Source organism: Neobacillus niacini (assembly GCF_031456445.1).
Taxonomy (GTDB): domain Bacteria; phylum Bacillota; class Bacilli; order Bacillales; family Cytobacillaceae; genus Neobacillus; species Neobacillus niacini_I.
This window is the reverse complement of the sequence record NZ_JAVDUQ010000001.1, coordinates 468,728-493,587: the sequence shown is the minus strand read 5'-3', so window position 1 is coordinate 493,587 and position 24,860 is coordinate 468,728. Positions and strand designations below refer to the sequence as shown.

The following is a 24,860-nucleotide window of genomic DNA, read 5'->3' as shown; positions in this document are numbered from 1 at the left end:
TCAACTCTTCGGTATTCAATAAAGACTTTCCTCTAAACTAATAAAATAAAAATAAGTGGTGAAATTAATGTTTAAGCCAAAAGAGTTTAGAAAAAGGACGAACTTTTTCTAAAACAAATGAGAAATCTCTATATTTGTCAATCAAACGCAGAAGGTGATCGTCCGAAACTAGTTCAAATTCATATTCACTTTTGGTAGCGAAGATAACGGCCGACCATCCGATCCCCTCATTCTTTTTAAAATGATGTTCATTGGATATCTTTTTGGTATTCGTTATGAAAGATAACTTGAAAGTAAAATTTATAATGAACATTGCATACCGTTGGTTTTTTAGGTTTAAAGTTCCATGATCCAGTTCCGTATCATTCTACGATTAGTTGGAATCGTTGACAGCGTTTTAAAGAAACCGATATTTTTTAGGATATTTTTGATGAAATTGTTCTTCTAGCATTGAATCACAAAATGGTTGGGGGACGTGTTCTATTTTCGGACTCTATTCATTTAAAGGCAAATGCCAATAAACATAAGTTTACAAAAGAAGGAGTGGAAATAGAGACTCGCGAATAATTTGATGAATTAAATAAAGCTATTGAAAAGGATAAAATCAAGTCTGGGAAAAAGTCATTAAATTCTTTATAAATTTAGAAAGGGAAAAAATTGAGCGAAGCTTCGCAGACTCAAAAGAGCTGCATGGGCTTCGCTACTGCCAGTTATGGGGATTGAAGAATGTAAGTGAACAGGCTCTCCTAACTGCAGCCTACCAAAATAGAAAAAAGATTGTCACACACTTGGCCAGGCTAGAAAAAATGTGTGGAAATTCATTAGGTTGATTCGCCCCTGTTGATTGGAGTGGAGGGCACTCGACTCCTGTGGGATATAGAGGTCACTGGAGACCCCACAGGCGCAAAGCGCCGAGGAGGCTTCAGGACATCCCCGCGGAAAGCGAGTGCCCGGAGCGGAAATCAACAGGTCCGTTAGCAGGTACAAATATTTAATAAAAAAGCGGTAGTTTAGATTCAGACATAATAAAAAATTGCCGAGAAAAATACCCTTTCTCGACAATTTGGGAGATACCAATAAATTGGAATCCCACTCTTTTTTTGCATTTATTTATTTATAACTAACTGCCCGGCAATTTAAGGCTTTCCAGGAGGAAATAAATTGGTTTTTTCCTACTCTAACTTGTTTTCTTCCTGATAACGGGTCATTTAGATAGACGTAATTCGTATCATATCCAACGAGAACAACGGCATGTAAGTCTAAAGGTGTTTTAATATAGTGCCTGCCGTGATACCATGACTCCCAGCGATCTGGTAGCCTATAATCTCCAGTCGTCCAAACAACGACCGGATATCCATCCGAAACATGTTGCAAGACACGTTCAAAGGGCTGATTTGTTAAATTGACTGCCCGACCCGGAAGCTTTTGATGAATTAATTGAACCATTGGACGATCAAAAACTGCATACCCTGCGCCTTTTCCCGTCATATCACCAACAAATCCATCTGCAGGATTTCCCCATTTTTTAATATCGCCATTTGTTTTAACGAGCGGGTCATAATCTTTTTTAATCAAACGGTAAAGCTCCATTTTATCTGTTTTGACCCCAGCATATTGAAGAACCATGGTCAGACTAGTGACCTCGCATCCATATCTTAATTCAGGGTTTTGCTTAACGAGAGGCACATTAAGCATTTGTGAAGCTTTTTTAGGATTTACATTTGCAGGCTTCGCTTGTTTCGCATGTATTGGTCTATTTATTTCATTTAATAAGAGGGTTGAATTTATTTTTTGCGTTTTTCCCTGATTGTTCCTTTCAATAACTGCTGTAGGAACCGACTTTTTTGTTTGATTTGAAATGGAATCTTCGTCTAAATTACTGCATCCAAGCAATGGAAGAACGGAGACCAAAACAAAAAGATTCTTCAATACTTCTCCTCCTTTAAATGGACTTAATCATAGGGTTTGATTGTATCTCTTGTTCTATGATGGTATCCTGTTGGAAAAGAACGTGAAAACAGTATGATGCGTATTGTATATTATTGGTATGGTATAATGAGAAAAATCTTTTTTGGAGGGCAAATAAATGGATGCATTGGATATCCTAGCGGATCTTGAAAATGTCATTCCTTTTTTTCAACCAATCTTCAGTGCGGATGAACAAAGCGTGATTGCATATGAAGTATTGGGGAGATATAGGTCAGAAGGGAACATCATTAGCTTAGGACCCTTTTTTCAGGATGATCAGATTCCGGATGAATATAAATATGAAGTGGATCAAATAGTGGTAAATAAGGCATTAGAAAAAGCACTTAGTTTAGATGAACATGTCAAAATCTTTTTAAATCGAAATGCTGATTTATTAATGTATGGCCATGGTGAACCATTTTTACAAGAGCTTTTAGAATTTGAAAAAAAGGGAATTCGTATGAATCGAATTGTTCTTGAAATATCTGAACAAAATTACACTGGGGATTTTGATCAATTAGATCACTTACTGCAATACTATCGTACGTATGGAATCCAAATTGCGATTGCCAGGATTGATAGCTCGAAAAATTATTTTCAGCGAATCGGTGAAATGGAACCGGATATTTTAAAAGTCAATCTGGAAGTTTTAAAATCGACGGCAACTGGAACGAATTTTAATGATGTTTTATTTACTCTGTCATTATTAGCCCGAAAAATAGGAGCAACCTTATTGTTTGAAAATATTGAGATGAGTTACCAGCTTCAATTTGCCTGGAAGAATGGTGGAAGATATTATCAAGGATACTATCTACATCCTCCAGGAGCCGATTTTATTTCAGGGGACCTGCTAAAGGAACGGCTAAAGGAAAAATTCCACGATTTTATTTCATATGAAAAAAGAAAATTAGAGGCTATATATACGACAGCAGAGTTTTTTCAAATTAAAGTTCAGGAAATTGTCATTAAAAACAGGAAGACAAGTTATGAAGATTTATTTCAATCCTTAATTAAAGAAATGGATCATATTGCCTTTAGAATGTATGTATGCGATGAAGATGGTTTTCAAAAATCGGTTAATTTCTTTAAGGAAAACAAGGACTGGAAAACCCAAGCCGAGTATCTTAATAAAAACTGGAGCTGGCGTCCATATTTTTTAGAGAATATTATTAAAATGCGCAATGAACGAAAAGGGATTTTGTCAGATTTATACAGTGATATTGAAACAGGTGAATCGATTCGAACTTTTTCTTTCCCCATGAATGGGGAAGAATATTTGTTTATTGATATTTCTTATCAATATTTATTTGAGCATGAGCAGCTTTTATAATGACCTTAATCACCCTTAAGCAAAAAAAAATTTTTCCTTTCCTCTAATTTTGCTTGGACAAATGCCGTTCCTTATTTTATTCTTAATATTGGCATATAAAAAGCTGGTTGTTAAAACTGTAAACAAAAATCCATGTGGATAGAAACATGCCAAAAGAGAAATATAAATATAGGAAGTTTGGTTTGTGTTTGAAAGGAGATAGGCAAATGTCACAGCTTCAAGGTATATTAACGCGTTTAAAAAATCTTCAGGAACAATCGGGGAGTGGAGAACCGGCACAACGTTATTTCGAGGTAAATGGCGAGCGAAAGTGTCAGGTAACATTTCACCCTAAGACAGAAACATTTGAATTAGAAGTATACAATGAGAAGGAAAAACCAAAACGGTATCAATTTGATAATATTGATATGATTACAATTGAAATTTTTGATTTGATTCAATAAGGGACCTGCGGGTTCCTTTCTTTTTCGGTTTTGAATAAGTAAAAACCGTACAATATCAACGAATTATGGTAAAATAAAGAGGAATCAAACAAAATGATTGAGGAGTTCGGCTCATGATAAGTCTTCACAGTGGGGAATTTTTAGAATTAAGTATAAAAGATTTTATGATCCCTTCAGAGCGGGTCGCACATGTGCAAATTGGAAACAATCTTGAGCATGCCTTATTGGTGTTAACAAAAAGTGGATATACTGCTATTCCTGTTTTAGACCCACATTATAAGCTCCACGGGTTAATAAGTACGCCGATTATCATGGATTCCATTATAGGTTTGGAACGAATTGAATTTGAAAAATTAGAGAAAAAACGAGTAGAAGAAGTGATGAAATCGGATATATCACGGGTAAAGATTACCGATTCGATTATCAAATGCCTCGAATTACTCGTAAATCATCCATTTCTTTGTGTTGAATCTGAAGATGGTTTTTTTGAAGGGATTTTGCCAAGGAGTATTGTATTAAATCAATTAAACAATCTAGTTAAAAAATTTATTAAATGATTGATAAGAGCTCCCGTAAAAGGGAGCTATATTATTTTTTTCACGAAAAATTGTTATAAATAAAGGTGGTTTGAACGTTGTCTTCACTGTCAGAATTTCAATTATTATCTGTATTGGCTCAAGAAATGAATATGCGTAAAGCATCTGAGCGACTATTTGTTTCCCAGCCGGCTTTATCACAGCGCCTGCAAACCATCGAAAAAGACTGGGGGACGAAATTATTTATTCGTTCCCAAAAAGGATTGGCACTTACTCCATCGGGGGAGCAGGTTATCCAATTTGTGAATGAAGTATTAAAAAAGGAAGAAAAGGTAAGGGAGACAATTCATTCACTGCAGGCAGGTGTTTCCGGAACATTAAAAATTGCGGTTGCTTCAATTGTCGGGCAAAATTGGCTTCCGCAAGTCCTAAAGCGATATATTGATACCTACCCACAGGCAAAAATATCACTTGTAACAGGCTGGAGCAGCGAAATTTTAAAATGTTTATATGATGACCAGGTTCATGTCGGGATTATTCGTGGGACTCCCGATTGGAAAGGGGTTAAAATCCATCTTTTTAGCGATCCATTATATTTAGTGGACCGGGTGATAACTAAGCCGGAACAGGTTTTGGACACAGATCGTCCGTTTATCCAATTTAAAAGCGATTCCAACTATTATCAAGAAATCCAAGACTGGTGGATGAGAAATTTTAAAACCTCGCCAAAAAGGACCATTGTTGTCGATCAAATTGAGACATGCAAACAAATGACGTTTAATGGAATCGGCTACTCAATCCTGCCATCGATTACCTTAAAAAGCGCAGATAAAAATATATTTAAAATCCCGCTGCTTAATGAAAATAATCTGCCGCTTAAAAGAGATACATGGCTTTTAGGGTATGAATCCTCTTTCCAATTAAAACAGGTGAATGCCTTTGTCGACTTAATTAAGGAGTATGTTTCTGAAAAAAAACAATAATCGTTTTTTTTTGTTGTGTTCAACGCTTTCGTTTGTTAAAGTAATTTTTAGTACAAGCATTAGGGAGGAACAATTGCAATGAAAATGATGGATGCACATGAAATTATTTCCTTTATTCAAAATAGTAAGAAATCAACACCTGTAAAGGTTTATTTAAAAGGAGACCTGGAAGGCATTGATTTTGGAAGCAATGCCAAGGTATTTGTAAATGGAAACACTGGGGTTGTTTTTGGCGAATGGGCTGAAATCAATATCGTATTAGAAGAGAACCAGGTAAAAATTGAGGATTATGTAATTGAGAATGACCGCCGTAATTCTGCTATCCCTTTACTTAATATGAAAAATATCAATGCCCGAATTGAACCAGGTGTCACGATTCGCGACCAGGTTGAAATTGGTGACAATGCCGTTATTATGATGGGGGCAGTCATTAATATTGGTGCTGTAATTGGTGATAATACAATGATTGATATGAACGCGGTTCTTGGCGGAAGAGCGACTGTAGGGAAAAGATGTCATATTGGCGCAGGAGCAGTTTTAGCGGGTGTGATTGAACCGCCTTCTGCAAAACCAGTCGTCATCGAAGATGATGTTCTTATTGGGGCCAATGCTGTTGTACTTGAAGGAGTATCGGTTGGAAAAGGGTCTGTTGTAGCTGCTGGAGCAATTGTAACGGATGATGTGCCACCATATACAGTTGTGGCCGGAATCCCTGCTAAAAAAATAAAGGATATTGATGAAAAGACTAAATCGAAGACAGAAATAATGGATGCGCTTCGTCAATTATAATCAAAAGGAGAAAAGCGTGGATATTCCACGCTTTTTTTCTAAACAAGAGGAGAAATCTGCATGAATACTTTTGTAAAAATTCGTCGTGATTTACATCAAATTCCGGAATTAGGGTTTCAGGAATATAAGACTCAAGCCTATTTATTGTCTTACTTGCAAGACTTACCACAGGATAGGATAATCATTAAAAAATGGAAAACAGGGATTTTTGTAAAAGTCCATGGTCTTAATCCAACCAAAACGATTGGTTACAGAACAGATATCGATGGACTTCCCATTTCAGAAGCAACCGGATTACCATTTAAATCCACACACGATGCTCAAATGCATGCCTGCGGTCATGATTTTCATATGAGTATTGCTATTGGAATTGTTACCTATTTTGTTGAAAATCCAATTAAAGACGATTTGTTAGTTATTTTTCAACCTGCAGAGGAGGGCCCAGGGGGAGCGGAACCGATGCTCCAGTCAGAAATTATGCAGGAATGGAAGCCGGATATGATTTTTGCCTTACATATTGCCCCGGAATACCCTGTCGGAACCATTGCCTTAAAAGAAGGACTGCTATTTGCCAATACTTCTGAATTATTTATTGATTTAAAAGGAAAAGGAGGGCATGCGGCTTATCCTCATCAAACCAATGACATGGTTATTGCTGCCTGTTCGTTAGTGAATCAACTACAGACTGTCGTTTCTAGAAATGTCGATCCGCTTGATAGTGCGGTGATCACAATCGGTAAAATTACTGGGGGCACCGTGCAAAATATTATTGCAGAAACAGCACGGCTGGAAGGAACAATTCGAACATTATCACCTGAATCAATGAAAAAGGTGAAACATCGAATAGAGTCGCTGGTTAAAGGGATTGAGACAGGCTATGAGTGTGAGGCTAAGATTGATTTTGGGTCCATGTATCATCAGGTTTATAACGATGAAAAATTGACAGAGGATTTTTTCGAATACATGAGAAGTCAAAAAGAAGTTAAAGTAATTGAATGTAAGGAAGCAATGACGGGTGAAGACTTTGGCTATATGCTTAAGGAAATTCCAGGCTTTATGTTTTGGCTGGGAGTGGATTCACCATTTGGCTTGCACCATGCAAAATTAAACCCTAATGAAGAGGCAATTAATGTAGCTATAAAGGTAATGAAAACCTATATCACCTATCAAGGAAACAAAGAGTAAATTGCAATGCGTTTTGTTTTATACTTTTTGGAAATCATGATAAACTTATAGCAAATAATGGTGAAAATTGTTACATAGAGAAAGTTTATTCTTCACTTAATAAGGTAAAACTGATGGAGGGGAAATCTAGGTTATAATTAAAATTATTATTTAATTAAATTAATTATAATTTAATATTGACTCAAAATTAGAATTGTCCTATAATGAAAAGTGTCAAAGGGATAGCGAATGAGAATTGTTATAAAGTTATCTCATTTAATTAATATTTGGAGGGATTCGATATGCCAGAACGTATGGTAGGTAAACAAGCGCCTCGCTTTGAAATGGATGCAGTGTTACCAAACAAAGAATTTGGAAAAGTTAGCCTTGAAGAGAACATGAAAAATGATAAATGGACAGTATTGTTCTTCTATCCAATGGACTTTACATTCGTTTGCCCAACTGAAATCACTGCTATGTCTGACCGTTATGATGAGTTTGAAGACCTTGATGCAGAAGTCATTGGTGTATCAACTGATACAATTCATACACATCTTGCTTGGATTAAAACAGACCGTAAAGAAAATGGTCTTGGTGATTTAAAATATCCATTAGCTGCAGATACGAACCATGTCGTTTCTCGTGAATATGGCGTGTTAATCGAAGAAGAAGGGGTTGCACTTCGCGGTTTATACATCATCGACCCTGAAGGCGAACTTAAATATTCTGTTGTAAACCACAACAATATCGGCCGTGACGTTGATGAAACACTTCGTGTTCTTCAAGCACTTCAAACTGGCGGTCTTTGCCCAGCAAACTGGAAGCCAGGACAAGCTACATTAAACGTTTAATTTTACAGATTAACGAGATAGACCTAACCTTTCAAAGTGTTAGGTCTTTTTTAAAATAGGGGGTTTAAACATGAAATTACGTGAGCCAATGCCGGAATTAACGGGTGCAACTGAATGGCTAAACGGTCAAGTGACCAAAGAAGAATTAGTTGGTGAAAAGCCAACATTGATCCATTTCTGGTCGATTAGCTGCCACCTTTGTAAAGAAGCAATGCCACAGGTCAATCAATTCCGTGATGACTTTAAGGAAAAATTAAATGTGGTTGCTGTTCATATGCCTCGATCCGAAAATGATTTGAATATCGAAGAAATCAAACAAGTCGCTGCCGAACACGGGATTACCCAGCCGATTTTTGTTGACAGTGAACACAAATTAACAGAAGCGTTTGAAAATCAATATGTTCCTGCCTATTATGTATTTGATCGTGAAGGTAAGCTTCGTCACTTCCAAGCCGGCGGAAGTGGAATGAAAATGCTTGAAAAGCGGGTCAATCGCGTTTTAGATGAGCTAGAAAAAACCGAATAGAAGATTAATCTGTCAGAACTGTTCGTCACAGTTTACCATGATAGATGCAGTGTAAAACAGCCAAAAATGGCTGTTTTTTACTTTTTTGTAACTCTTTCAAATTTTACTCGTCGGTTTTAATAAACAGATAGTAAAAAAGGGGTGTCAAGGGAGTGAAAAGCTACAAAAGAATGGTTCCATTATTAATTGTTTTCGTTTTTCTTTTTCTTTCGGCCTGTAGTTCCAGTAGTAAAAGTGAGAGTGCCAAAATGGATCAAACCTCAAACAATAAAGCCGCTTCTGAACAAAGTGGAAGTCAAGAAAAAGCGTCATTCCTATCTGGTGAGAACGTAAAGGAAGAGATGGATAAATCGAATAAGAAAGAAATGCCTGAAAAAAAGGTTATCTATACTGCAGATTTAGAGCTTCGTGTGAAAAAATTTGAGGAAACCGTACAAAAAATTGAAGGAAAAGTAGAAAAATATGGTGGTTATATCGCGGAATCGAATGTAACAAAAGAGGGGAAGGAACAAGTTAGTGGAAGCATTCGAATCCGAATTCCGCAAAAATTTTTCCGGAATTTTTTACATGATGCCCAGGGGCAGGCTGCTGAAGTGATTCAGCGAAATATAACAGGGCAGGATGTAACGGAAGAATATGTGGATTTAGAATCCAGATTAAAATCAAAAAGAGTCGTGGAAGAACGGCTAACATCCTTTATGAAAAATGCAAAGAAAACCGAGGACCTATTAAAAATTTCTGCGGACTTAGCTGCTGTCCAGGAGGAAATTGAAACAATTGAAGGAAAAATGAAGTTTTTAAACAATCAAACAGCCTTCTCAACCGTTAATATTATGCTCTACGAATCTAAGGTAGTTGTTCCTGATATAGAGAAGGACAATCTTAATACATGGGAGAGAACAAAAAAACAATTTATGAAAAGCACCAATGCCCTGATTGCCATAGTTTCCGGGATCATTGTTTTTGTGCTTGGCAACCTTCCGATTTTAATCATTATTTTAGTAATTGGTTTGCTTCTTTATTTTTATATCAAAAAAAGAAGGAACCATCCTTCATGAGATTAGGTGTCCCAATACCAAGATTCACTGCAATATGCTAAAATGAACAAAAAGAGATCAGGAATTAGCTGGGAGAGGATTTTGTGAAAAAAAGTTTTGCGGTTATTGGGCTTGGCCGCTTTGGCGGGAGTATTTGCCGAACACTTTCAGAGGATGGAATCGAAGTGTTGGCCATCGATAAAGATGAAGAAAGGGTTAATGAATTTGCAATGATTGCTTCCCATGCTGCTGCAGGGGATACAACGGACGAAGCGGTTTTGAAAAGTTTAGGAATCCGCAACTTTGATCATGTGATTGTTGCCATTGGTGACGATATCCAATCCAGTATATTAACTACACTTATATTAAAGGAATTAGGTGTTCCAAATATTACGGTTAAGGCACAAAATGATTATCATGAGAAGGTCCTCAGGAAAATTGGGGCAGACCAGGTGGTCCACCCTGAAAGGGATATGGGACGCCGGATTGCCAACAATTTAGCTTCGAACAATGTCCTTGATTATCTTGAACTATCTGATGATCATAGTATTGTTGAAATTGTTGCCAATGGAAAAATTGCCGGTCATACCATTATGGATTTAGATATTCGCAAGAAATATGGTCTGAATATCGTGGCGATAAAAAGGGGAGTGGAACTCATTGTTTCCCCGCAAGCAAATGAAACTCTTCGTGTTAATGATATATTAGTTGTCATCGGAAGCGATGTAGACATTGACCGATTTGGAAAAAAAGCCATGGCCGTAAAATAGGAGAATAAGAAAAAAGGAAACGCCACGGGCGTTTCCTTTTTTAAACTTCCATGATGATTGGTAAAATCATTGGTCTTCGCTTTGTTTTTTCATATAAGAACGGTGCAAGAGTATCCGTTATTTCATTTTTAATTTCTGACCATTGGGTCGTTTTTCGTTCCATGACTTTATTAATGTGTTTGGTAATCAAATTTTGCGCATCATTAATTAAATCACCGGATTCTCTCATATAGACAAATCCTCTAGAAATTAAATCCGGACCGGAAGCAATCTTGAAATCTTTCATATTAATGCTAACCACGACTACTACCAAGCCTTCTTCTGAAAGAATTCTACGGTCTCTTAGTACGATATTTCCAATATCACCAATACCACTTCCATCAATATAAACAGAGCCGGAAGGAATTTTACCTGCTACTTGTGCAGTATTTTCAGAAAGGGCTAAAACCTCGCCATTATCCATGATAAAACAGTTTTCTTCCTCAACACCACAGTCAACGGCAAGTTTAGCATGCATTCTTTGCATACGGTACTCCCCGTGTATCGGCATAAAAAACTTCGGCTTGATGAGGCGGAGCATTAATTTTTGCTCTTCCTGTCCACCATGTCCGGAAGTATGAATATTACTTAACTTTCCATGAATAACATCGGCACCTGCTCTAAAAAGAAGGTTAATTGTTCTGCTGACGCTTATTGTATTTCCTGGAATTGGCGAGGAAGAAAAGACTACCGTATCTCCCGGTATAATTTGAATTTGCCGATGTGTACCATTGGCAATTCTTGAAAGAGCAGCCATTGGTTCTCCCTGGCTTCCTGTACAGAGAATGGTTACCTTATCTGCAGGAAGTCGGTTAATCTGATTGGATTCAATAAACGTTTCTTTTGGAGCAAGAATATATCCCAATTCAAGACCGATATTGATGGCTGCTTCCATACTTCTTCCAAATACAGCGATTTTTCGACCATTTGTTACTGCTGCTTCTACTACTTGCTGCAGACGATGGATGTTTGAAGCAAAGGTTGCAAAAATAATTCGGCCGTCGACTTTACGGAAAATATCATGAATGCTCTCGCCAACACGGCGTTCTGACATGGTAAATTCAGGAATTTCGCTATTCGTACTATCAGAGAGTAAACATAAAACTCCCTCTTTTCCAATTTCGGCCATTTTGGTTAAATTAGCTGGTTCACCGACAGGGGTGAAATCAAATTTAAAATCACCTGTGTGGACAATTTGACCTGGAGGGGTTTTTACGACGATTCCATAGGAATCAGGAATACTATGTGTGGTACGGAAAAAAGTAACAGATGTCTTACGGAACTTAATCACATCATCTTCTTTAATTTCAATGAGTTTAGCATTTCTAAGAAGACCATGTTCTTCAAGTTTATTTTTGATTAATCCAAGGGCAAGTTTCCCGCCATAAATGGGGATATTGATTTCCCTAAGCAAATAAGGGATTCCACCGATATGATCTTCATGTCCATGTGTTACAAACAGCCCTTTTATTTTTTCTTCATTTTTTACTAGGTAAGTGTAATCAGGAATTACATAATCGATGCCTAAAAGCTCGTCTTCAGGGAATTTTATACCAGCATCAATTAAGATGATTTCATCCTGAAATTGAACAGCATATGTGTTCTTGCCAATTTCACCCAGTCCTCCCAGGGCAAAAACAGCAGTTTGATCGTTTTTTACAAATTTCATAAATTATCAAATCTCCAATACTTTGTAATCTTCGTTTTGTTTTTCATACTCTAAAAATGCACCTGTAACTGCTTGTACAAATTCAATGTTATAGCCGCGGTCAGCAAGCTTTTTCCGAACATCTCTTTCTGATTCTCCCTCAGTATAAAGGGTTTTTGTGTTCTCTCTCACGGGTACTTGTTTAATGCTTTCTTGATAATATACTTTATATATCATGACAATATCGCTCCTTAATCGATCATACCTTTTTCTATTATACAAAAAATTTACATCTTTTTCATGGGTTTTATTATATCTGACAAATAAACCAAGACATGGTCTCTATGTGAAAAGTATGTAAAAGCATAACTGTTTATCAATTTACAATAAGGAAGGAGCCCTCCGCAAGTATGAAGGGCTCAAAATTTTAGGCAATCGATTTTTTTCGTAATAAATCTTTCCACTGTTTTAAGAGCTTCTTTCTGAGCTTCTTTAACATAGTGGATCATCTCCTTACTTCTTATTTTAAACGATCCTTGTCCAATGTAAAGCAAGCCTGATAGATTATTGAAGATTTTTTTTTGAAAAAGGTTTTTTTGTTATTATTATATGGTTATTTTGCGGATTCTTTCATGGATAATCATGGAATTCAATAATTTGTTAAAGAATTGACAATCTTTACAGGAAGGGGTAGTGTTTTTTTATATAAAAATTAAGCCTGTAGGATTTGAAGGAGTTTATTTTAGATGAAGAAAATTGTATTTTTCGATATAGATGGAACATTGCTCGATCATGAAAAAAAGCTGCCAATCAGTACAAAAAAGGCAATTCAATTATTAAAGGAAAATGGTGTTTTTGTAGCGATTGCAACCGGCAGGGCCCCGTTTATGTTTGAAAGTATCCGCAAGGAACTTGGAATTGATTCTTATGTTAGCTATAATGGTCAATTTGTGGTTTTTGAAGGGGAGGTAATCTATGAGAATCCCCTAAATCAAACAGAGCTTGAAAAACTATTGATTGAAACGAAGCAGAATGGACACCCATTAGTAATAATGAATGAACAAACGATGAAGGCTACCGTTAAACAACATCCGTTTATCGATATCAGTCTTGGAACATTAAATTTTTCTCATCCTGAAGAGGATGCTGATTTTTATAAAAATAGAAAGATTTATCAGTCACTGCTTTTCTGTGAGGACAAAGAAGAATTAGATTATTTTAAGCATTATCCTAAGTTTAATTTTATCAGGTGGCATGATTATTCCGTTGATGTTTTGCCAAAAGGGGGTTCCAAAGCAGAAGGCATCAAAAAAATGATTGAACGGCTCGGTTTTGAATTGAAGGATGTTTATGCTTTTGGAGACGGTTTAAATGATCTGGAAATGTTAAAGGCAGTTGGTACAAGCGTTGCCATGGGAAATGGGGTCCCAGAGGCCAAAGAACATGCAGATTATATTACAACCGATGTTGCTGAAAACGGGATTTGGAATGGATTAAAGGAATTGCAGCTTATATAAAAAATCTGCCGTCACCAAAAAGGGGCGGCAGTTTTTTTACCTTTCAACCGCAATTGCTCCTTCAATTGGTTTGAATGGCTCTTGTTTATCAATATAATCATAAAACATAACCCCATTAAGATGGTCAATTTCATGTTGAAAGCAGATGGCAGGAAGTCCTTTTAGCCGAAGCTTTACCTCTTCGCCATCCTCGTTGATGCCTTTTACCGTCACTCGTGCATACCTTGGTACAAAGCCTGGTATAGCTTCATCCACTGAGAGGCACCCTTCTCCTGATTGCAGGTACGATTTTTCAACTGAATGGCTGACAATTTTCGGATTAAAAAGTGCATAACTATATGTAGATTTGTCGTCCTGTACATGAACAGCGATCATTCTTTTTGAAACATTAATTTGCGGTGCCGCTAAGCCGATACCGGGTCTTAATTTGTATTTTTCAGCAATCTCCGGGTTTTGACTGTTTTTTACATATTCTAAAAGCTCTTTTAAAATCTGTTTGTCTTCAGCAGATGCCGGCATAAGTACTTCTTCGGCAACTTTTCTAAGAGTTGGATGACCATCGCGTATGATATCCTCCATTGTAATCATGTGCTGTCTCACTCCTGTTTTCTGTTATAATGAATAAGTTAAGTCTATCAAACAAACTTAAAAAAGTTAAACACTTTGTAATGTGCTTAATTGGTTTTATGTTAGGGGGGATATACTTGCCTTTTATCTCTAAAAGTTGTTTGTGGATTTTCATTATTTCGACTGTTATGATTTTATCCGGTTGTTTCAATCAAAAAACACCCATCGAAAAAATCTATGATGTTTTAGAGAAAGTTGTTGCGAAAGAAAAGGGGTTCGAAAATCAGCAGGAACCGCTTGTGGCATTAGAAAAAAAGGAAAAAGCTATATACGACCAGATTATGAGCCTTGGAATGAAACAGTATGATAAAGTGGTAAAGTTGGCTGATACGGCTTTAGCAATCGCTAACAAGCGAAAACGGTATATGAAAGAAGAAACCGAGAGTATCATGGAATCAAAAGAGACTTTCCAAAAAATTAAAGAATATAAAAATGAATTAAAGGATTCTAAATTAAAAAAATCTTTGGATCATCTTTATCAGATAATGATGGATCGATATTCTGCCCATGATGAACTGAATAAGGAATATCTTAACGCTTTAAAACTTGATAAACAATTGTATGGGCTGTTCAAAAATAAAAACTTATCCTTTGATACCTTAGAGGCAAAAGTGAATAAAGTAAATGAAGCCTACCAAAAAGTGTATGCGGCAAATAAAAAATTTAATCAGCTTACGAAGGACTATAATAGCCAAAAGCTTGCATTTTATAAAATGTCTGGGTTGAAAATAAGTGAATAATATTTAGTTCCTTTAAAATCGGCTTAAAAGCCGGTTTTTTTCTTTGTTATAACAGAAAAGAAAATTGTTTAATTTTATATAACAGTTTTGCATTTTAAATAATACAGCTATGAATAAAGAGGCTCCTATTTATAATGTTGAAATGATGAAAAATTATAAGAATTAGTATTTGACGCGTATAAAAAGTTGATGTAAACTCATTTATGAAGATAATTATTGTATCAATGAAATAATCAAAATTACTGATACAGAATATGATGGGATGGGGAAAGAAATTTCCATTCAATATTTTTTGTCTTTTAAGGTTTTTGGGTAACCTACAAAAGGTGGAATGAATTTATTTTTATGTCTTTTTGAAAAGAAAGGAAGAGGTGACCTAAATGGCTTCTAAACTTAAGAACGCCCAGCACGATGCGAAAAAATCGCTCGAAATCGTCGAAGATCAGTTTCAAACATTTCAAATTTTAAATGAAGAAGGCGAAGTCGTAAATGAAGCGGCTATGCCGGATTTAACAGATGCGCAGCTACAAGAATTAATGCGCCGGATGGTATATACACGTATTCTTGACCAACGTTCAATTTCTTTAAACCGTCAAGGAAGACTTGGATTCTATGCCCCAACTGCCGGGCAAGAAGCTTCTCAATTAGCATCACAATTTGCCCTGGAAAAAGAGGATTTTATTTTACCGGGATATCGTGATGTTCCACAAATTATTTGGCATGGTTTACCACTTTATCAAGCATTCCTATTCTCACGCGGACACTTCCAAGGAAATCAAATTCCTGAAGGGGTAAACGTATTATCTCCTCAGATCATTATTGGTGCGCAATACGTTCAAACTGCAGGTGTAGCACTTGGATTAAAAAAGAATGGTAATAAAGCTGTTGCCATTACCTATACAGGGGATGGCGGTGCTTCTCAAGGAGATTTCTACGAAGGGATTAACTTCGCAGGGGCATTAAAGGCGCCGGCTATTTTCATCGTTCAAAATAACCGCTTTGCGATTTCAACACCTGTAGAAAAACAATCAGCAGCTAAAACCGTTGCTCAAAAAGCAGTTGCTGCAGGAATTCCTGGAATCCAGGTAGATGGAATGGACCCATTAGCTGTATATGCGGCAGTTCACGATGCACGTGAGCGTGCAATCAATGGTGAAGGACCAACATTAATTGAAACCCTTACCTATCGTTATGGACCGCATACAATGGCTGGAGATGATCCAACTCGTTATCGTACGGCTGAACTTGATAATGAGTGGGAAAAGAAAGATCCACTTGTACGTTTCCGTAAATTCCTTGAAAACAAAGGTCTATGGAGCGAAGAAAAAGAGAATGAAGTCATTGAACAAGCAAAAGAAGATATTAAAGAAGCCATTAAAAAGGCAGATGCTGCTCCTAAGCAAAAAGTGACTGATTTAATGTCGATTATGTTTGAAGAAATGCCTTCTAACTTAAAAGAACAATATGAAATTTATAAAGCAAAGGAGTCGAAGTAAGTCATGGCTCAAATGACAATGATTCAAGCGATTACTGATGCGTTGCGTACGGAATTACGCAATGATCCAAAAACATTATTATTTGGGGAAGATGTTGGTGTAAATGGCGGGGTTTTCCGTGCTACTGAAGGACTCCTTAAAGAATTTGGCGAAGATCGTGTTTTTGATACACCGTTAGCCGAGTCAGGTATTGGCGGTTTATCCATCGGACTTGCCTTAACAGGATATCGTCCGATTCCGGAAATTCAATTCTTTGGATTTGTTTTTGAGGTAATGGATTCAATCGCAGGTCAAATGTCTCGTATGCGTTATCGTTCCGGCGGTCGCTATAACATGCCGATTACTGTTCGCTCCCCATTTGGCGGCGGCGTTCACACTCCAGAGCTTCACTCAGACAGCTTAGAAGGATTAATGGCACAAACACCTGGTTTAAAAGTGGTTGTTCCATCTACGCCATATGATGCAAAAGGGTTATTAATTTCTGCTATTCGTGATAATGATCCAGTTGTATTTTTAGAACATTTAAAATTATATCGTGCATTCCGTCAAGAAGTACCTGAAGAGGAATATACCATTCCACTTGGAAAAGCGGATGTAAAGCGCGAAGGTACCGACTTATCCATCATTACTTACGGTGCAATGGTTCATGAATCTTTAAAAGCGGCGGAAGAACTTGAAAAAGAAGGTCATTCTGTTGAGGTAGTGGATTTACGTACAATCAGCCCGCTTGATATCGAGACAATTATTGGATCCGTTGAAAAAACTGGACGTGCTATTGTTGTTCAAGAAGCGCAAAAACAAGCTGGGGTTGCAGCAACTGTAGTAGCTGAAATTAATGACCGTGCAATTTTGAGCTTGGAAGCACCAGTATTGCGTGTAACGGCTGCTGATACTATTTATCCTTTCTCTCAAGCTGAATCTGCTTGGCTTCCTAACTATAAGGATGTAATCGAAACGGCTAAAAAAGTATTGACATTCTAATATAATCAAAAAAAGTCTGCTCTATTCCCCGTAAAGTGTACGTACACCTGCGTAAATAGAGGAAATATAGGAGGATGAATCACAGTGTCATTTCAATTTAAAATGCCTGACATTGGTGAAGGAATTCACGAAGGTGAAATTGTCAAATGGTTTATAAAACCAGGTGACAAGGTTCAAGAAGATGATGTACTTTGCGAAGTGCAAAATGATAAAGCAGTTGTAGAAATTCCCTCTCCTGTGGAAGGAACTGTTCTTGAAGTTTTAATTGGAGAAGGAACGGTTGCAACGGTTGGACAGGTTCTTGTTACATTTGATGCACCAGGCTATGAGAACTTGCAATTTAAAGGCGATCACGGTGATGATGAGCCTAAGCAAGAGGCGGCACCAGCACCAGCACCAGCACCAGAAGTTAAGCAAGAGGCAGCAGCAACGCAAGCGGCTCCTGCTCAAGCGGCTGCAGCACAGCAGCAAGCTGAAGTAGATCCAAACCGCCGAATCATTGCGATGCCATCTGTACGTAAATATGCACGCGAAAAAGGTGTTGAAATTGCTCTTGTAGCCGGTACAGGTAAAAATGGCCGGATTATGAAGACTGATATCGATACATTCTTAAGCGGTGGTGCGCCAGCTGCAGCACCGGCTGAAAATGCAGCTGTATCCCAAGAAGCGAATGTTGAAGCACCAAAAGCAGCACCAATTCCACAAGGTGAATATCCAGAAACACGTGAAAAAATGAGCGGTATCCGTAAAGCGATTGCGAAGGCTATGGTTAACTCTAAGCATACGGCTCCACATGTTACGTTAATGGATGAAATCGACGTGACGAAACTTGTTGCACACCGTAAAAAGTTCAAGGAAGTGGCTGCAGCGAAGGGAATCAAGCTTACTTTCTTACCATATATCGTTAAGGCATTAACAAGTGCTTTAAGGGAGTTCCCAGTTTTAAATACATCACTTGATGATGCAACGAATGAAATTATTCATAAGCATTATTTCAATATTGGTATTGCAGCTGACACTGAAAAAGGCTTGTTAGTACCAGTTGTGAAGGATGCAGATCGTAAATCTGTGTTCACCATTTCTAATGAAATTAATGAGCTTGCTACAAAAGCACGCGATGGAAAGCTTGCTCCAAATGAAATGAAGGGTGCATCTTGCACGATTTCTAATATCGGATCTGCTGGCGGTCAGTGGTTTACACCTGTAATCAACCACCCAGAAGTAGCGATTTTAGGTGTTGGTCGAATTGCAGAAAAGCCAATTGTTAGAGATGGAGAAATTGTTGCAGCACCTGTTTTAGCTCTTTCACTAAGCTTTGACCACCGTATGATTGACGGTGCTACAGCGCAAAATGCAATGAATCATATTAAACGATTATTGAACGATCCAGAACTATTGTTAATGGAGGCGTAAAAAATGGTAGTTGGAGATTTCCCAATTGAAACAGATACTATAGTCATCGGTGCAGGTCCCGGAGGCTACGTTGCAGCTATTCGTGCTGCACAGCTTGGACAAAAAGTAACGATTGTAGAAAAAGAATATGTGGGCGGAGTTTGTTTAAATGTCGGCTGTATTCCATCTAAAGCGTTAATTGCTGCAGGTCACCGTTATGAAACAGCTATGCATTCCGATCAATTTGGAATTACAGCTGAAAATGTAAAGGTTGACTTTTCAAAGGTTCAAGAGTTTAAAGGAAGTATTGTAAATAAATTAACTGGCGGCGTTGAAGGATTATTAAAAGGAAATAAAGTAAACATTGTTCGTGGTGAAGCATACTTTGTCGATGCCAATACACTTCGTGTAATGGATGAAACTTCAGCCCAAACCTATACATTTAAAAATGCGATTATTGCAACTGGATCTCGTCCTATTGAGTTGCCTGCATTTAAATACTCAAAACGTGTTTTAAACTCTACAGGTGCTCTTAATTTAGGTGAAATTCCTGGAAAAATCGTTGTCATTGGCGGCGGTGTCATTGGGATTGAGCTTGGTGGTGCTTATGCGAACTTTGGCAGCCAGGTTACCATCTTAGAAGGTGCAGATGAAATCCTAGGTATGGGTGTTTTTGATAAGCAAATGGCTGCCCTTGTTAAAAAGAATATGAAGAAAAAAGGTGCTGAATTCTATACAAAAGCATTTGCTAAAGGTGTAGAAGAAACTGAAAATGGCGTAGTCGTTACGTTTGAAACAAAAGGTGAAGAGAAGAAAATCGAAGCTGATTACTGTTTTGTAATGGTCGGACGCCGTCCTAATACAGATGAGATGGGCTTAGAGCAAGTTGGTGTTAACTTGAGTGAGCGCGGATTGATTGAAATTGATAAACAATGCCGTACCAATATCAGCAATATTTACGCTATTGGTGATGTGGTTGCAGGTCCTCAATTAGCACATAAAGCTTCCTATGAAGCAAAAATTGCTGCTGAAGCGATTGCTGGTCACTCTTCTGAAATTGATTACTTGGGTATTCCTGCTGTTGTCTTCTCAGAGCCTGAGCTTGCATCAGTCGGATATACCGAAGATCAAGCGAAAAAGGAAGGGATTGAAGTGATTGCTGCGAAATTCCCATTTGCAGCAAACGGTCGTGCGCTTTCACTTGATAGTGCAGATGGATTCCTTAAATTAGTCACTCGTAAAGAAGATGGTCTAGTAATTGGTGCTCAAATTGCCGGTGCAAGTGCATCAGACATGGTTGCTGAACTTGGTCTTGCCATCGAATCAGGAATGACAGCAGAAGATCTTGCGATGACTATTCATGCACATCCAACCCTTGGAGAAATAACAATGGAAGCTGCCGAAGTAGCCTTAGGAAGCCCGATCCATATTATTAAATAAATCACGAATGGTTCTTTCCAAAAGGGAAAGAACCATTTTTTTAGGAATATGCTGGTATCTAATTTATATAATTAACGAAAATAACTAAATATTTTTGACATATACTATACTATTCATGGAAATTGTTTTGTGTGGTGATAACTTTGAGGGTTTATGTTGTGATGCTGCTGCAATTTATTATTTGGAGCGGTTATACTTTGATTGAGTGGTTATCAAAGCATGATCAATTAGTATATAAAGTCATCATGTTTTTTGTCTTTTTTTATTTGGCCTATTTGATTGGGGATAGTATAACGAAATCCTCAAGAAAAACATTATTCCTTACTGGTTTGAGCCTTGTGATCTACACATCGATACATTATACTCTGGAGCTCTATACCCATTAAAAAACTCCCGGAAAGGGAGTTTTTTAATTATTTTCTTGGATAGTAATACATGACTCTTTCATTAAAAAGATGAAGTTCTCCTTGCATTTTTTTAGCAAGAAATTTACAAAATTCATTAGCTTTACCTTTATCACCATAGGTGGATTGCTCCGGTAACGTCACTTGAATATATTGCTGCTCTCTTTCTTCACCATTCTCATCCCGGATAACTTCCGTATCAACACCAATTAATATTGCCAAATAGTTTTCATGGTCAGAATGTAAATAAAACCATTTTCCTTTTCCTTCTTCTTTTTCTTTCACTTCATAAGGAAAGGCAGCGTTTCCAAATTGCCAATCAACTTGGTTTCCAGTTTTCGAAGTAATATCTTTATAATAATAGAAAAGCTCTTTTACTTCATCAATTGTCACTTGTTGTTGTGCAGATGAAGGCACCAGCTTAATGTAAGCATTTTTCGCCATCATCAATCCCCCCTAACACTCCATATATCCTTATCTATTTTAGCACTGAATAAAATCCAATGACAACCGTTACAAAAATAAGTTTCTTGTAATTTTTGTGAAAATAAATTATAATAAAATTCTAAATATTTAAAGAATGGAGGAGTCCAATGGAATTGTTTGAAAAATTATATGATGAGCAGGAAAATGTAAAGGTGAGGTTTGTAGGTTTTACAACTGAACATACCCGCTATGACTTTGGAATTGTTTTCACCAACATGTTTTTTGGAAAACCCCTGGTAGTTTGTATGCAAACCGGCCGTTCCACCCTCCTCGACCCTAAAGACATCGAAGATATTGACCACTTGCAAACTGTTTTCCGAATTTCTGACAGACAACAAGCAGCCGATTTAGCTGAATTTTTCAACGTAACCATTCCTTCCGTTCATTCTTACACTCAGTATGAATAATGGGACAAAAAGGGTCCAGCATGGACCCTTTTTGTTTACATAAATATTAAATGTGACATACAATTTAGGCTTGAAAAATTAAATGTGATATATTATTATTAAATCAAGGATGTTTTAAACGCTTACATTTCATAAAAAAAGGGGATAGAAAAAATGGGTACTATCGTATGCCAAGCTTGCAACTCCACTATTGATCATTTTGAAGACGAAAAAGTAACCGTTCTATATTCTTCAAAATGCAATTGCTGTAAAGAACACCATTCAAAAGAAGAAAAATAATATATCTATAAAATAAAAATAGGATTCCAAAGTGGAATCCTATTTTTTTATTTAATTGCCTTATATTCTTTTATAACTCTGATTGTTTTTAATTCATCATCTTCAGGGCCTTGAACCGGAAGTCCTACTTCTATGTTTTTCTGGATATAAAGCAGGTTTTCCTTTGTAATAATTTCACCTGGAATAAAAATCGGTATTCCTGGTGGATAAACCATAACAAACTCCGCGATAATACGCCCTTCAGATTTTTCAAAAGGAATCACTTCTGTTTCTGAGTAAAAAGCATCCCTAGGCGTTAAAGCTAGTAACGGGATATCGGGAAGTAAAACTTGAACCGGTTCGATTTTTTCCGCACGATCTTTAAATTCATCTGATAGTTCCTTCAAGGCATTTACTAAAATGTCTGCCTCGTAATCGGTATCACCGAATGTAATAATACAAAGGATATTATAAAGATCAGATAATTCTACCTCTATGTTATGCTTTTCTCTTAACCATTTTTCCACTTCATAGCCTGTTAAGCCCAAATCTTTCACTGAAATAATCAGCTTTGTCGGGTCGTAATCAAAAGTGGCTTTAGAACCTAATATCTCCTCGCCAATGCAATGAATGTGCTCAATCTCATTAATTCTTTTACGAATGGATTGGGCTAATTGTATCGATTTTTCAATCAGGTCCTTCCCTTTTGTCACTAATTGTTTTCGTGCCACATCTAAAGAAGCAAGTAATAAATAGGATGTGGAAGTAGTTGTCATCATGCTGAGGATGGATTGAACGTGCTTAGCAGATACAAGGCCCTCCTTAACATTTAAAATGGAACTTTGGGTCATCGACCCCCCAAGTTTATGAACGCTTGTCGCAGCCATATCAGCTCCAGCCTGCATCGCAGACATTGGAAGTTCATCATGAAAATGGATATGGACACCATGTGCCTCATCAACTAGGACCGGTACATTATAAGAATGAGCAATCTCTACGATTTTTTTTAGATCAGCTGAAATACCAAAATAGGTTGGATTGATAACTAGAACCCCTTTTGCATCAGGGTGCTGCTTTAATGCCCGTTCAACGGCATCTGTTGTAATTCCATGAGAAATTCCTAATTCCTCATCAATTTCGGGGTGAATAAATACAGGGATGGCTCCGGAAAATACAATGGCCGACATAACCGATTTATGGACGTTTCTCGGAACTATAATTTTGTCTTCCGGTCCGCATACAGCCATTACCATGGCCATAATCGCTCCGCTTGTTCCTTGGACAGAGAAGAAGGTACGATCGGCCCCAAATGCTTCGGCAGCAAGGTCTTGAGCCTGTTTAATCATGCCCTTTGGCGCGTGCAGATCATCAAGTGGTCCGATATTAATTAAATCAATCGACAGAGCATTATCACCAATGAAATTTCGAAAGTCCGGATCCATTCCAGCACCTTTTTTATGACCTGGGATATGGAATTGAACAGGATTTCTTTTCGCATGTTCTAATAAACCGCTGAATAACGGTGTTTGATTTTGCAACAATTTAGTACCACACCTCTTTATTTCAAATACTTATATTTTTACTTGAATAAAAATACATAAAACAAATGAATTATAGCACTATTCGTTCCCCTTGCATAGAGATATGATTCTTAAAAGTTAGTTTCCCTAAAAAACAGGAAAATTACCCTTGAAAGGAGAAATAAACAATTATAATTAAGAGGGGGGATACATATGAATTGGCAAACTCGTGTCACTGAATTACTTAATATTCGATACCCAATTGTCCAGGGAGGCCTTGCCTATTTAGCCTATTCAGAGCTTGCTGCAGCTGTCTCAAATGCTGGCGGACTTGGGCAAATTACGGCTATGTCTCTAGGGGATCCTGAAAAGCTTCGAGAAGAAATTAGGAAGGTTAAACAGCTTACCGATCAACCTTTTGGTGTTAACTTTGCTATCGGACAGCATGGAAGACCTTTTGCAGATTTTCTGGAGGTTGCCATAGAAGAAGAGGTGCCGGTCGTTTCCATGACAGGAGGGAATCCTGCTCCTATTTTTGAACAATTAAAAGGAACTGCCATTAAAAAGCTAGTCCTAGTTGCGGCAAGGAGGCAGGCGGTTAAAGCGGAAGAATTGGGAGCCGACGCAGTAATGGTTGTTGGTCAAGAAGGAGGAGGGCACCTTGGTAGAGATGATATTGGGACAATGGTGTTAATTCCTCAAGTAGTTGATGCCGTCTCGATTCCTGTCATTGCTTCCGGTGGAATTGGTGATGGTAGGGGTCTGATGGCTGCCCTTAGTTTGGGGGCTGAAGGAATTGAAATGGGAACAAGGTTTATTGCAACAAAGGAATGCGTTCATGCGAATGAACGATATAAGCAAAGATTAGTAGAGGGAAATGAAGCCGGCACAGTAGTGATTAAGCGCTCGCTCGGCAGTCCTGGAAGAGCGATTGCGAATACATGGACAAATAAAATCCTTGAAATCGAAAAAGAGAATGGAGGCTATGGGCAGTTAAAAGATTTTATTAGCGGTTCAGCCAATATTCGATACATTTATGAGGGGGTAGAGGACGAGGGATTTGCATGGGCAGGTCAGGTTATGGGATTAATAAAAGACGTACCGACTGTTGCTGAATTATTTTTGAGAATGATTTCCGATGCAGAACAAATACGTAAAAAATGGGAAAAATAAGTTAAAAAAGAGATTCGTAAGCAGGTGAATAGAAATGGAGTATCAATATCCAATTGATTATAATTGGTCGACGGAAGAAATTGTGGATGTGATAAAATTTTTTGAAGTTATTGAGCGGGCATATGAAAAGGGGATATCCCGTGATGAAATCATGAATGCTTACCGCCGCTTTAAGGAAATTGTCCCTGGAAAGGCAGAGGAAAAGAAGATATGCGCTGAATTTGAAGAGACAAGCGGTTATTCTTCCTACCGAACCATCAAAAAGGCCAAGGAAGCCGATATAGGGAATAGAATTTCGATGCCATAAATAAAAATAGCTCCCGAACAATCAAATG

General features: G+C 37.5%; 28 protein-coding genes and 1 pseudogene. 23 read left to right on the top strand and 6 right to left on the bottom strand.

Features of this window, described 5'->3' with window-relative positions:
• Positions 1-199: 199 nt before the first annotated feature.
• A pseudogene (locus J2Y67_RS02505) lies at positions 200-627 on the top strand (transposase); the annotation flags it as partial.
• Entirely contained in the window at positions 624-830 is a 207-nt protein-coding gene (locus J2Y67_RS27880) for a transposase (RefSeq protein ID WP_396954031.1), read from the top strand. The pseudogene J2Y67_RS02505 and the gene J2Y67_RS27880, both read left to right, overlap by 4 nt.
• 280 nt (positions 831-1,110) lie before the next feature.
• Here J2Y67_RS27880 and J2Y67_RS02500 read toward each other — a convergent pair whose 3' ends face one another.
• Positions 1,111-1,929 carry a C39 family peptidase gene (locus J2Y67_RS02500; protein WP_310170175.1) on the bottom strand — a complete coding sequence of 273 codons (819 nt, stop codon included), beginning with the start codon at positions 1,927-1,929 and terminating at the stop codon, positions 1,111-1,113.
• Between the two features lie 157 nt (positions 1,930-2,086).
• Between J2Y67_RS02500 and J2Y67_RS02495 the strand changes: the two genes are divergently transcribed.
• From J2Y67_RS02495 to J2Y67_RS02450, 10 genes are all read left to right on the top strand, one after another.
• Entirely contained in the window at positions 2,087-3,298 is a 1,212-nt protein-coding gene (locus tag J2Y67_RS02495; RefSeq protein ID WP_310170173.1) for an EAL domain-containing protein, read from the top strand.
• A 206-nt stretch (positions 3,299-3,504) separates the two neighbouring features.
• Positions 3,505-3,741, top strand: coding sequence for a YkuJ family protein (locus J2Y67_RS02490; RefSeq protein WP_310170171.1), 237 nt, complete (start codon positions 3,505-3,507; stop codon positions 3,739-3,741).
• A gap of 113 nt (positions 3,742-3,854) precedes the next feature.
• Positions 3,855-4,298 (top strand): cyclic-di-AMP-binding protein CbpB, encoded by a 444-nt coding sequence (cbpB, locus tag J2Y67_RS02485; protein ID WP_310170169.1) that lies wholly within the window; start codon positions 3,855-3,857, stop codon positions 4,296-4,298.
• A 77-nt stretch (positions 4,299-4,375) separates the two neighbouring features.
• Complete coding sequence (locus J2Y67_RS02480) at positions 4,376-5,260, top strand: LysR family transcriptional regulator (RefSeq protein ID WP_310170167.1); 885 nt, start codon at positions 4,376-4,378, stop codon at positions 5,258-5,260.
• A 78-nt stretch (positions 5,261-5,338) separates the two neighbouring features.
• A complete protein-coding gene (dapD, locus tag J2Y67_RS02475) occupies positions 5,339-6,049 on the top strand; it encodes a 2,3,4,5-tetrahydropyridine-2,6-dicarboxylate N-acetyltransferase (protein WP_310170165.1) in 711 nt (236 codons plus the stop codon).
• Between the two features lie 54 nt (positions 6,050-6,103).
• On the top strand, positions 6,104-7,234 hold the full coding sequence (locus J2Y67_RS02470) for an N-acetyldiaminopimelate deacetylase (RefSeq protein WP_310170252.1): 1,131 nt from the start codon (positions 6,104-6,106) through the stop codon (positions 7,232-7,234).
• 281 nt (positions 7,235-7,515) lie between these two features.
• Positions 7,516-8,064 (top strand): peroxiredoxin, encoded by a 549-nt coding sequence (locus J2Y67_RS02465; RefSeq protein ID WP_310170163.1) that lies wholly within the window; start codon positions 7,516-7,518, stop codon positions 8,062-8,064.
• 70 nt (positions 8,065-8,134) lie between these two features.
• Positions 8,135-8,590, top strand: coding sequence for a TlpA family protein disulfide reductase (locus tag J2Y67_RS02460; RefSeq protein ID WP_026574719.1), 456 nt, complete (start codon positions 8,135-8,137; stop codon positions 8,588-8,590).
• Between the two features lie 152 nt (positions 8,591-8,742).
• Positions 8,743-9,648 carry a DUF4349 domain-containing protein gene (locus tag J2Y67_RS02455; protein WP_310170160.1) on the top strand — a complete coding sequence of 302 codons (906 nt, stop codon included), beginning with the start codon at positions 8,743-8,745 and terminating at the stop codon, positions 9,646-9,648.
• Between the two features lie 83 nt (positions 9,649-9,731).
• Complete coding sequence (locus tag J2Y67_RS02450) at positions 9,732-10,397, top strand: potassium channel family protein (protein ID WP_310170158.1); 666 nt, start codon at positions 9,732-9,734, stop codon at positions 10,395-10,397.
• 40 nt (positions 10,398-10,437) lie between these two features.
• Here the strand turns inward: J2Y67_RS02450 and rnjA are convergent, their stop codons facing one another.
• Both rnjA and J2Y67_RS02440 read right to left on the bottom strand, forming a co-directional pair.
• A complete protein-coding gene (rnjA, locus tag J2Y67_RS02445) occupies positions 10,438-12,105 on the bottom strand; it encodes a ribonuclease J1 (protein ID WP_310170156.1) in 1,668 nt (555 codons plus the stop codon).
• 6 nt (positions 12,106-12,111) lie between these two features.
• Positions 12,112-12,321: a DNA-dependent RNA polymerase subunit epsilon gene (locus J2Y67_RS02440; protein ID WP_310170154.1), complete on the bottom strand. Its 210-nt coding sequence runs from the start codon at positions 12,319-12,321 to the stop codon at positions 12,112-12,114.
• 509 nt (positions 12,322-12,830) lie between these two features.
• Here J2Y67_RS02440 and J2Y67_RS02435 point away from each other — a divergent pair.
• Complete coding sequence (locus tag J2Y67_RS02435; RefSeq protein ID WP_310170152.1) at positions 12,831-13,601, top strand: Cof-type HAD-IIB family hydrolase; 771 nt, start codon at positions 12,831-12,833, stop codon at positions 13,599-13,601.
• Positions 13,602-13,637: 36 nt separating this feature from the next.
• Here J2Y67_RS02435 and def read toward each other — a convergent pair whose 3' ends face one another.
• Positions 13,638-14,189: a peptide deformylase gene (gene def, locus J2Y67_RS02430; RefSeq protein ID WP_310170149.1), complete on the bottom strand. Its 552-nt coding sequence runs from the start codon at positions 14,187-14,189 to the stop codon at positions 13,638-13,640.
• A gap of 116 nt (positions 14,190-14,305) precedes the next feature.
• Here def and J2Y67_RS02425 point away from each other — a divergent pair, with 116 nt between their 5' ends.
• From J2Y67_RS02425 to J2Y67_RS02400, 6 genes are all read left to right on the top strand, one after another.
• Positions 14,306-14,968, top strand: coding sequence for a YkyA family protein (locus J2Y67_RS02425; RefSeq protein ID WP_310170148.1), 663 nt, complete (start codon positions 14,306-14,308; stop codon positions 14,966-14,968).
• A 380-nt stretch (positions 14,969-15,348) separates the two neighbouring features.
• On the top strand, positions 15,349-16,464 hold the full coding sequence (gene pdhA, locus J2Y67_RS02420) for a pyruvate dehydrogenase (acetyl-transferring) E1 component subunit alpha (protein WP_310170146.1): 1,116 nt from the start codon (positions 15,349-15,351) through the stop codon (positions 16,462-16,464).
• Between the two features lie 3 nt (positions 16,465-16,467).
• Positions 16,468-17,445, top strand: a complete 978-nt coding sequence (locus tag J2Y67_RS02415) for an alpha-ketoacid dehydrogenase subunit beta (protein ID WP_310170144.1) — start codon at positions 16,468-16,470, stop codon at positions 17,443-17,445.
• 84 nt (positions 17,446-17,529) lie between these two features.
• Positions 17,530-18,858: a dihydrolipoamide acetyltransferase family protein gene (locus J2Y67_RS02410; protein ID WP_310170142.1), complete on the top strand. Its 1,329-nt coding sequence runs from the start codon at positions 17,530-17,532 to the stop codon at positions 18,856-18,858.
• A 3-nt stretch (positions 18,859-18,861) separates the two neighbouring features.
• Positions 18,862-20,277 carry a dihydrolipoyl dehydrogenase gene (gene lpdA / locus J2Y67_RS02405; protein ID WP_310170140.1) on the top strand — a complete coding sequence of 472 codons (1,416 nt, stop codon included), beginning with the start codon at positions 18,862-18,864 and terminating at the stop codon, positions 20,275-20,277.
• Positions 20,278-20,411: 134 nt separating this feature from the next.
• Positions 20,412-20,663: a hypothetical protein gene (locus J2Y67_RS02400; RefSeq protein WP_310170250.1), complete on the top strand. Its 252-nt coding sequence runs from the start codon at positions 20,412-20,414 to the stop codon at positions 20,661-20,663.
• Positions 20,664-20,690: 27 nt separating this feature from the next.
• Here J2Y67_RS02400 and J2Y67_RS02395 read toward each other — a convergent pair whose 3' ends face one another.
• Positions 20,691-21,125 (bottom strand): DUF1885 family protein, encoded by a 435-nt coding sequence (locus J2Y67_RS02395; RefSeq protein WP_310170137.1) that lies wholly within the window; start codon positions 21,123-21,125, stop codon positions 20,691-20,693.
• Between the two features lie 149 nt (positions 21,126-21,274).
• Here J2Y67_RS02395 and J2Y67_RS02390 point away from each other — a divergent pair, with 149 nt between their 5' ends.
• A complete protein-coding gene (locus J2Y67_RS02390; RefSeq protein WP_310170136.1) occupies positions 21,275-21,574 on the top strand; it encodes a DUF3055 domain-containing protein in 300 nt (99 codons plus the stop codon).
• 153 nt (positions 21,575-21,727) lie between these two features.
• Positions 21,728-21,853, top strand: a complete 126-nt coding sequence (locus J2Y67_RS02385) for a GapA-binding peptide SR1P (protein WP_310170134.1) — start codon at positions 21,728-21,730, stop codon at positions 21,851-21,853.
• A gap of 47 nt (positions 21,854-21,900) precedes the next feature.
• On the opposite strand, the gene J2Y67_RS02380 is transcribed toward J2Y67_RS02385, so the two are convergent.
• The gene (locus J2Y67_RS02380) at positions 21,901-23,373 is read right to left on the bottom strand and encodes an aminotransferase class I/II-fold pyridoxal phosphate-dependent enzyme (RefSeq protein ID WP_310170131.1); all 1,473 of its coding nucleotides are present in this window, start codon (positions 23,371-23,373) and stop codon (positions 21,901-21,903) included.
• A 192-nt stretch (positions 23,374-23,565) separates the two neighbouring features.
• Between J2Y67_RS02380 and J2Y67_RS02375 the strand changes: the two genes are divergently transcribed.
• Positions 23,566-24,525, top strand: a complete 960-nt coding sequence (locus J2Y67_RS02375) for an NAD(P)H-dependent flavin oxidoreductase (RefSeq protein WP_310170127.1) — start codon at positions 23,566-23,568, stop codon at positions 24,523-24,525.
• A 34-nt stretch (positions 24,526-24,559) separates the two neighbouring features.
• Positions 24,560-24,832 carry a UPF0223 family protein gene (locus J2Y67_RS02370; protein ID WP_310170125.1) on the top strand — a complete coding sequence of 91 codons (273 nt, stop codon included), beginning with the start codon at positions 24,560-24,562 and terminating at the stop codon, positions 24,830-24,832.
• Positions 24,833-24,860: the final 28 nt, after the last annotated feature.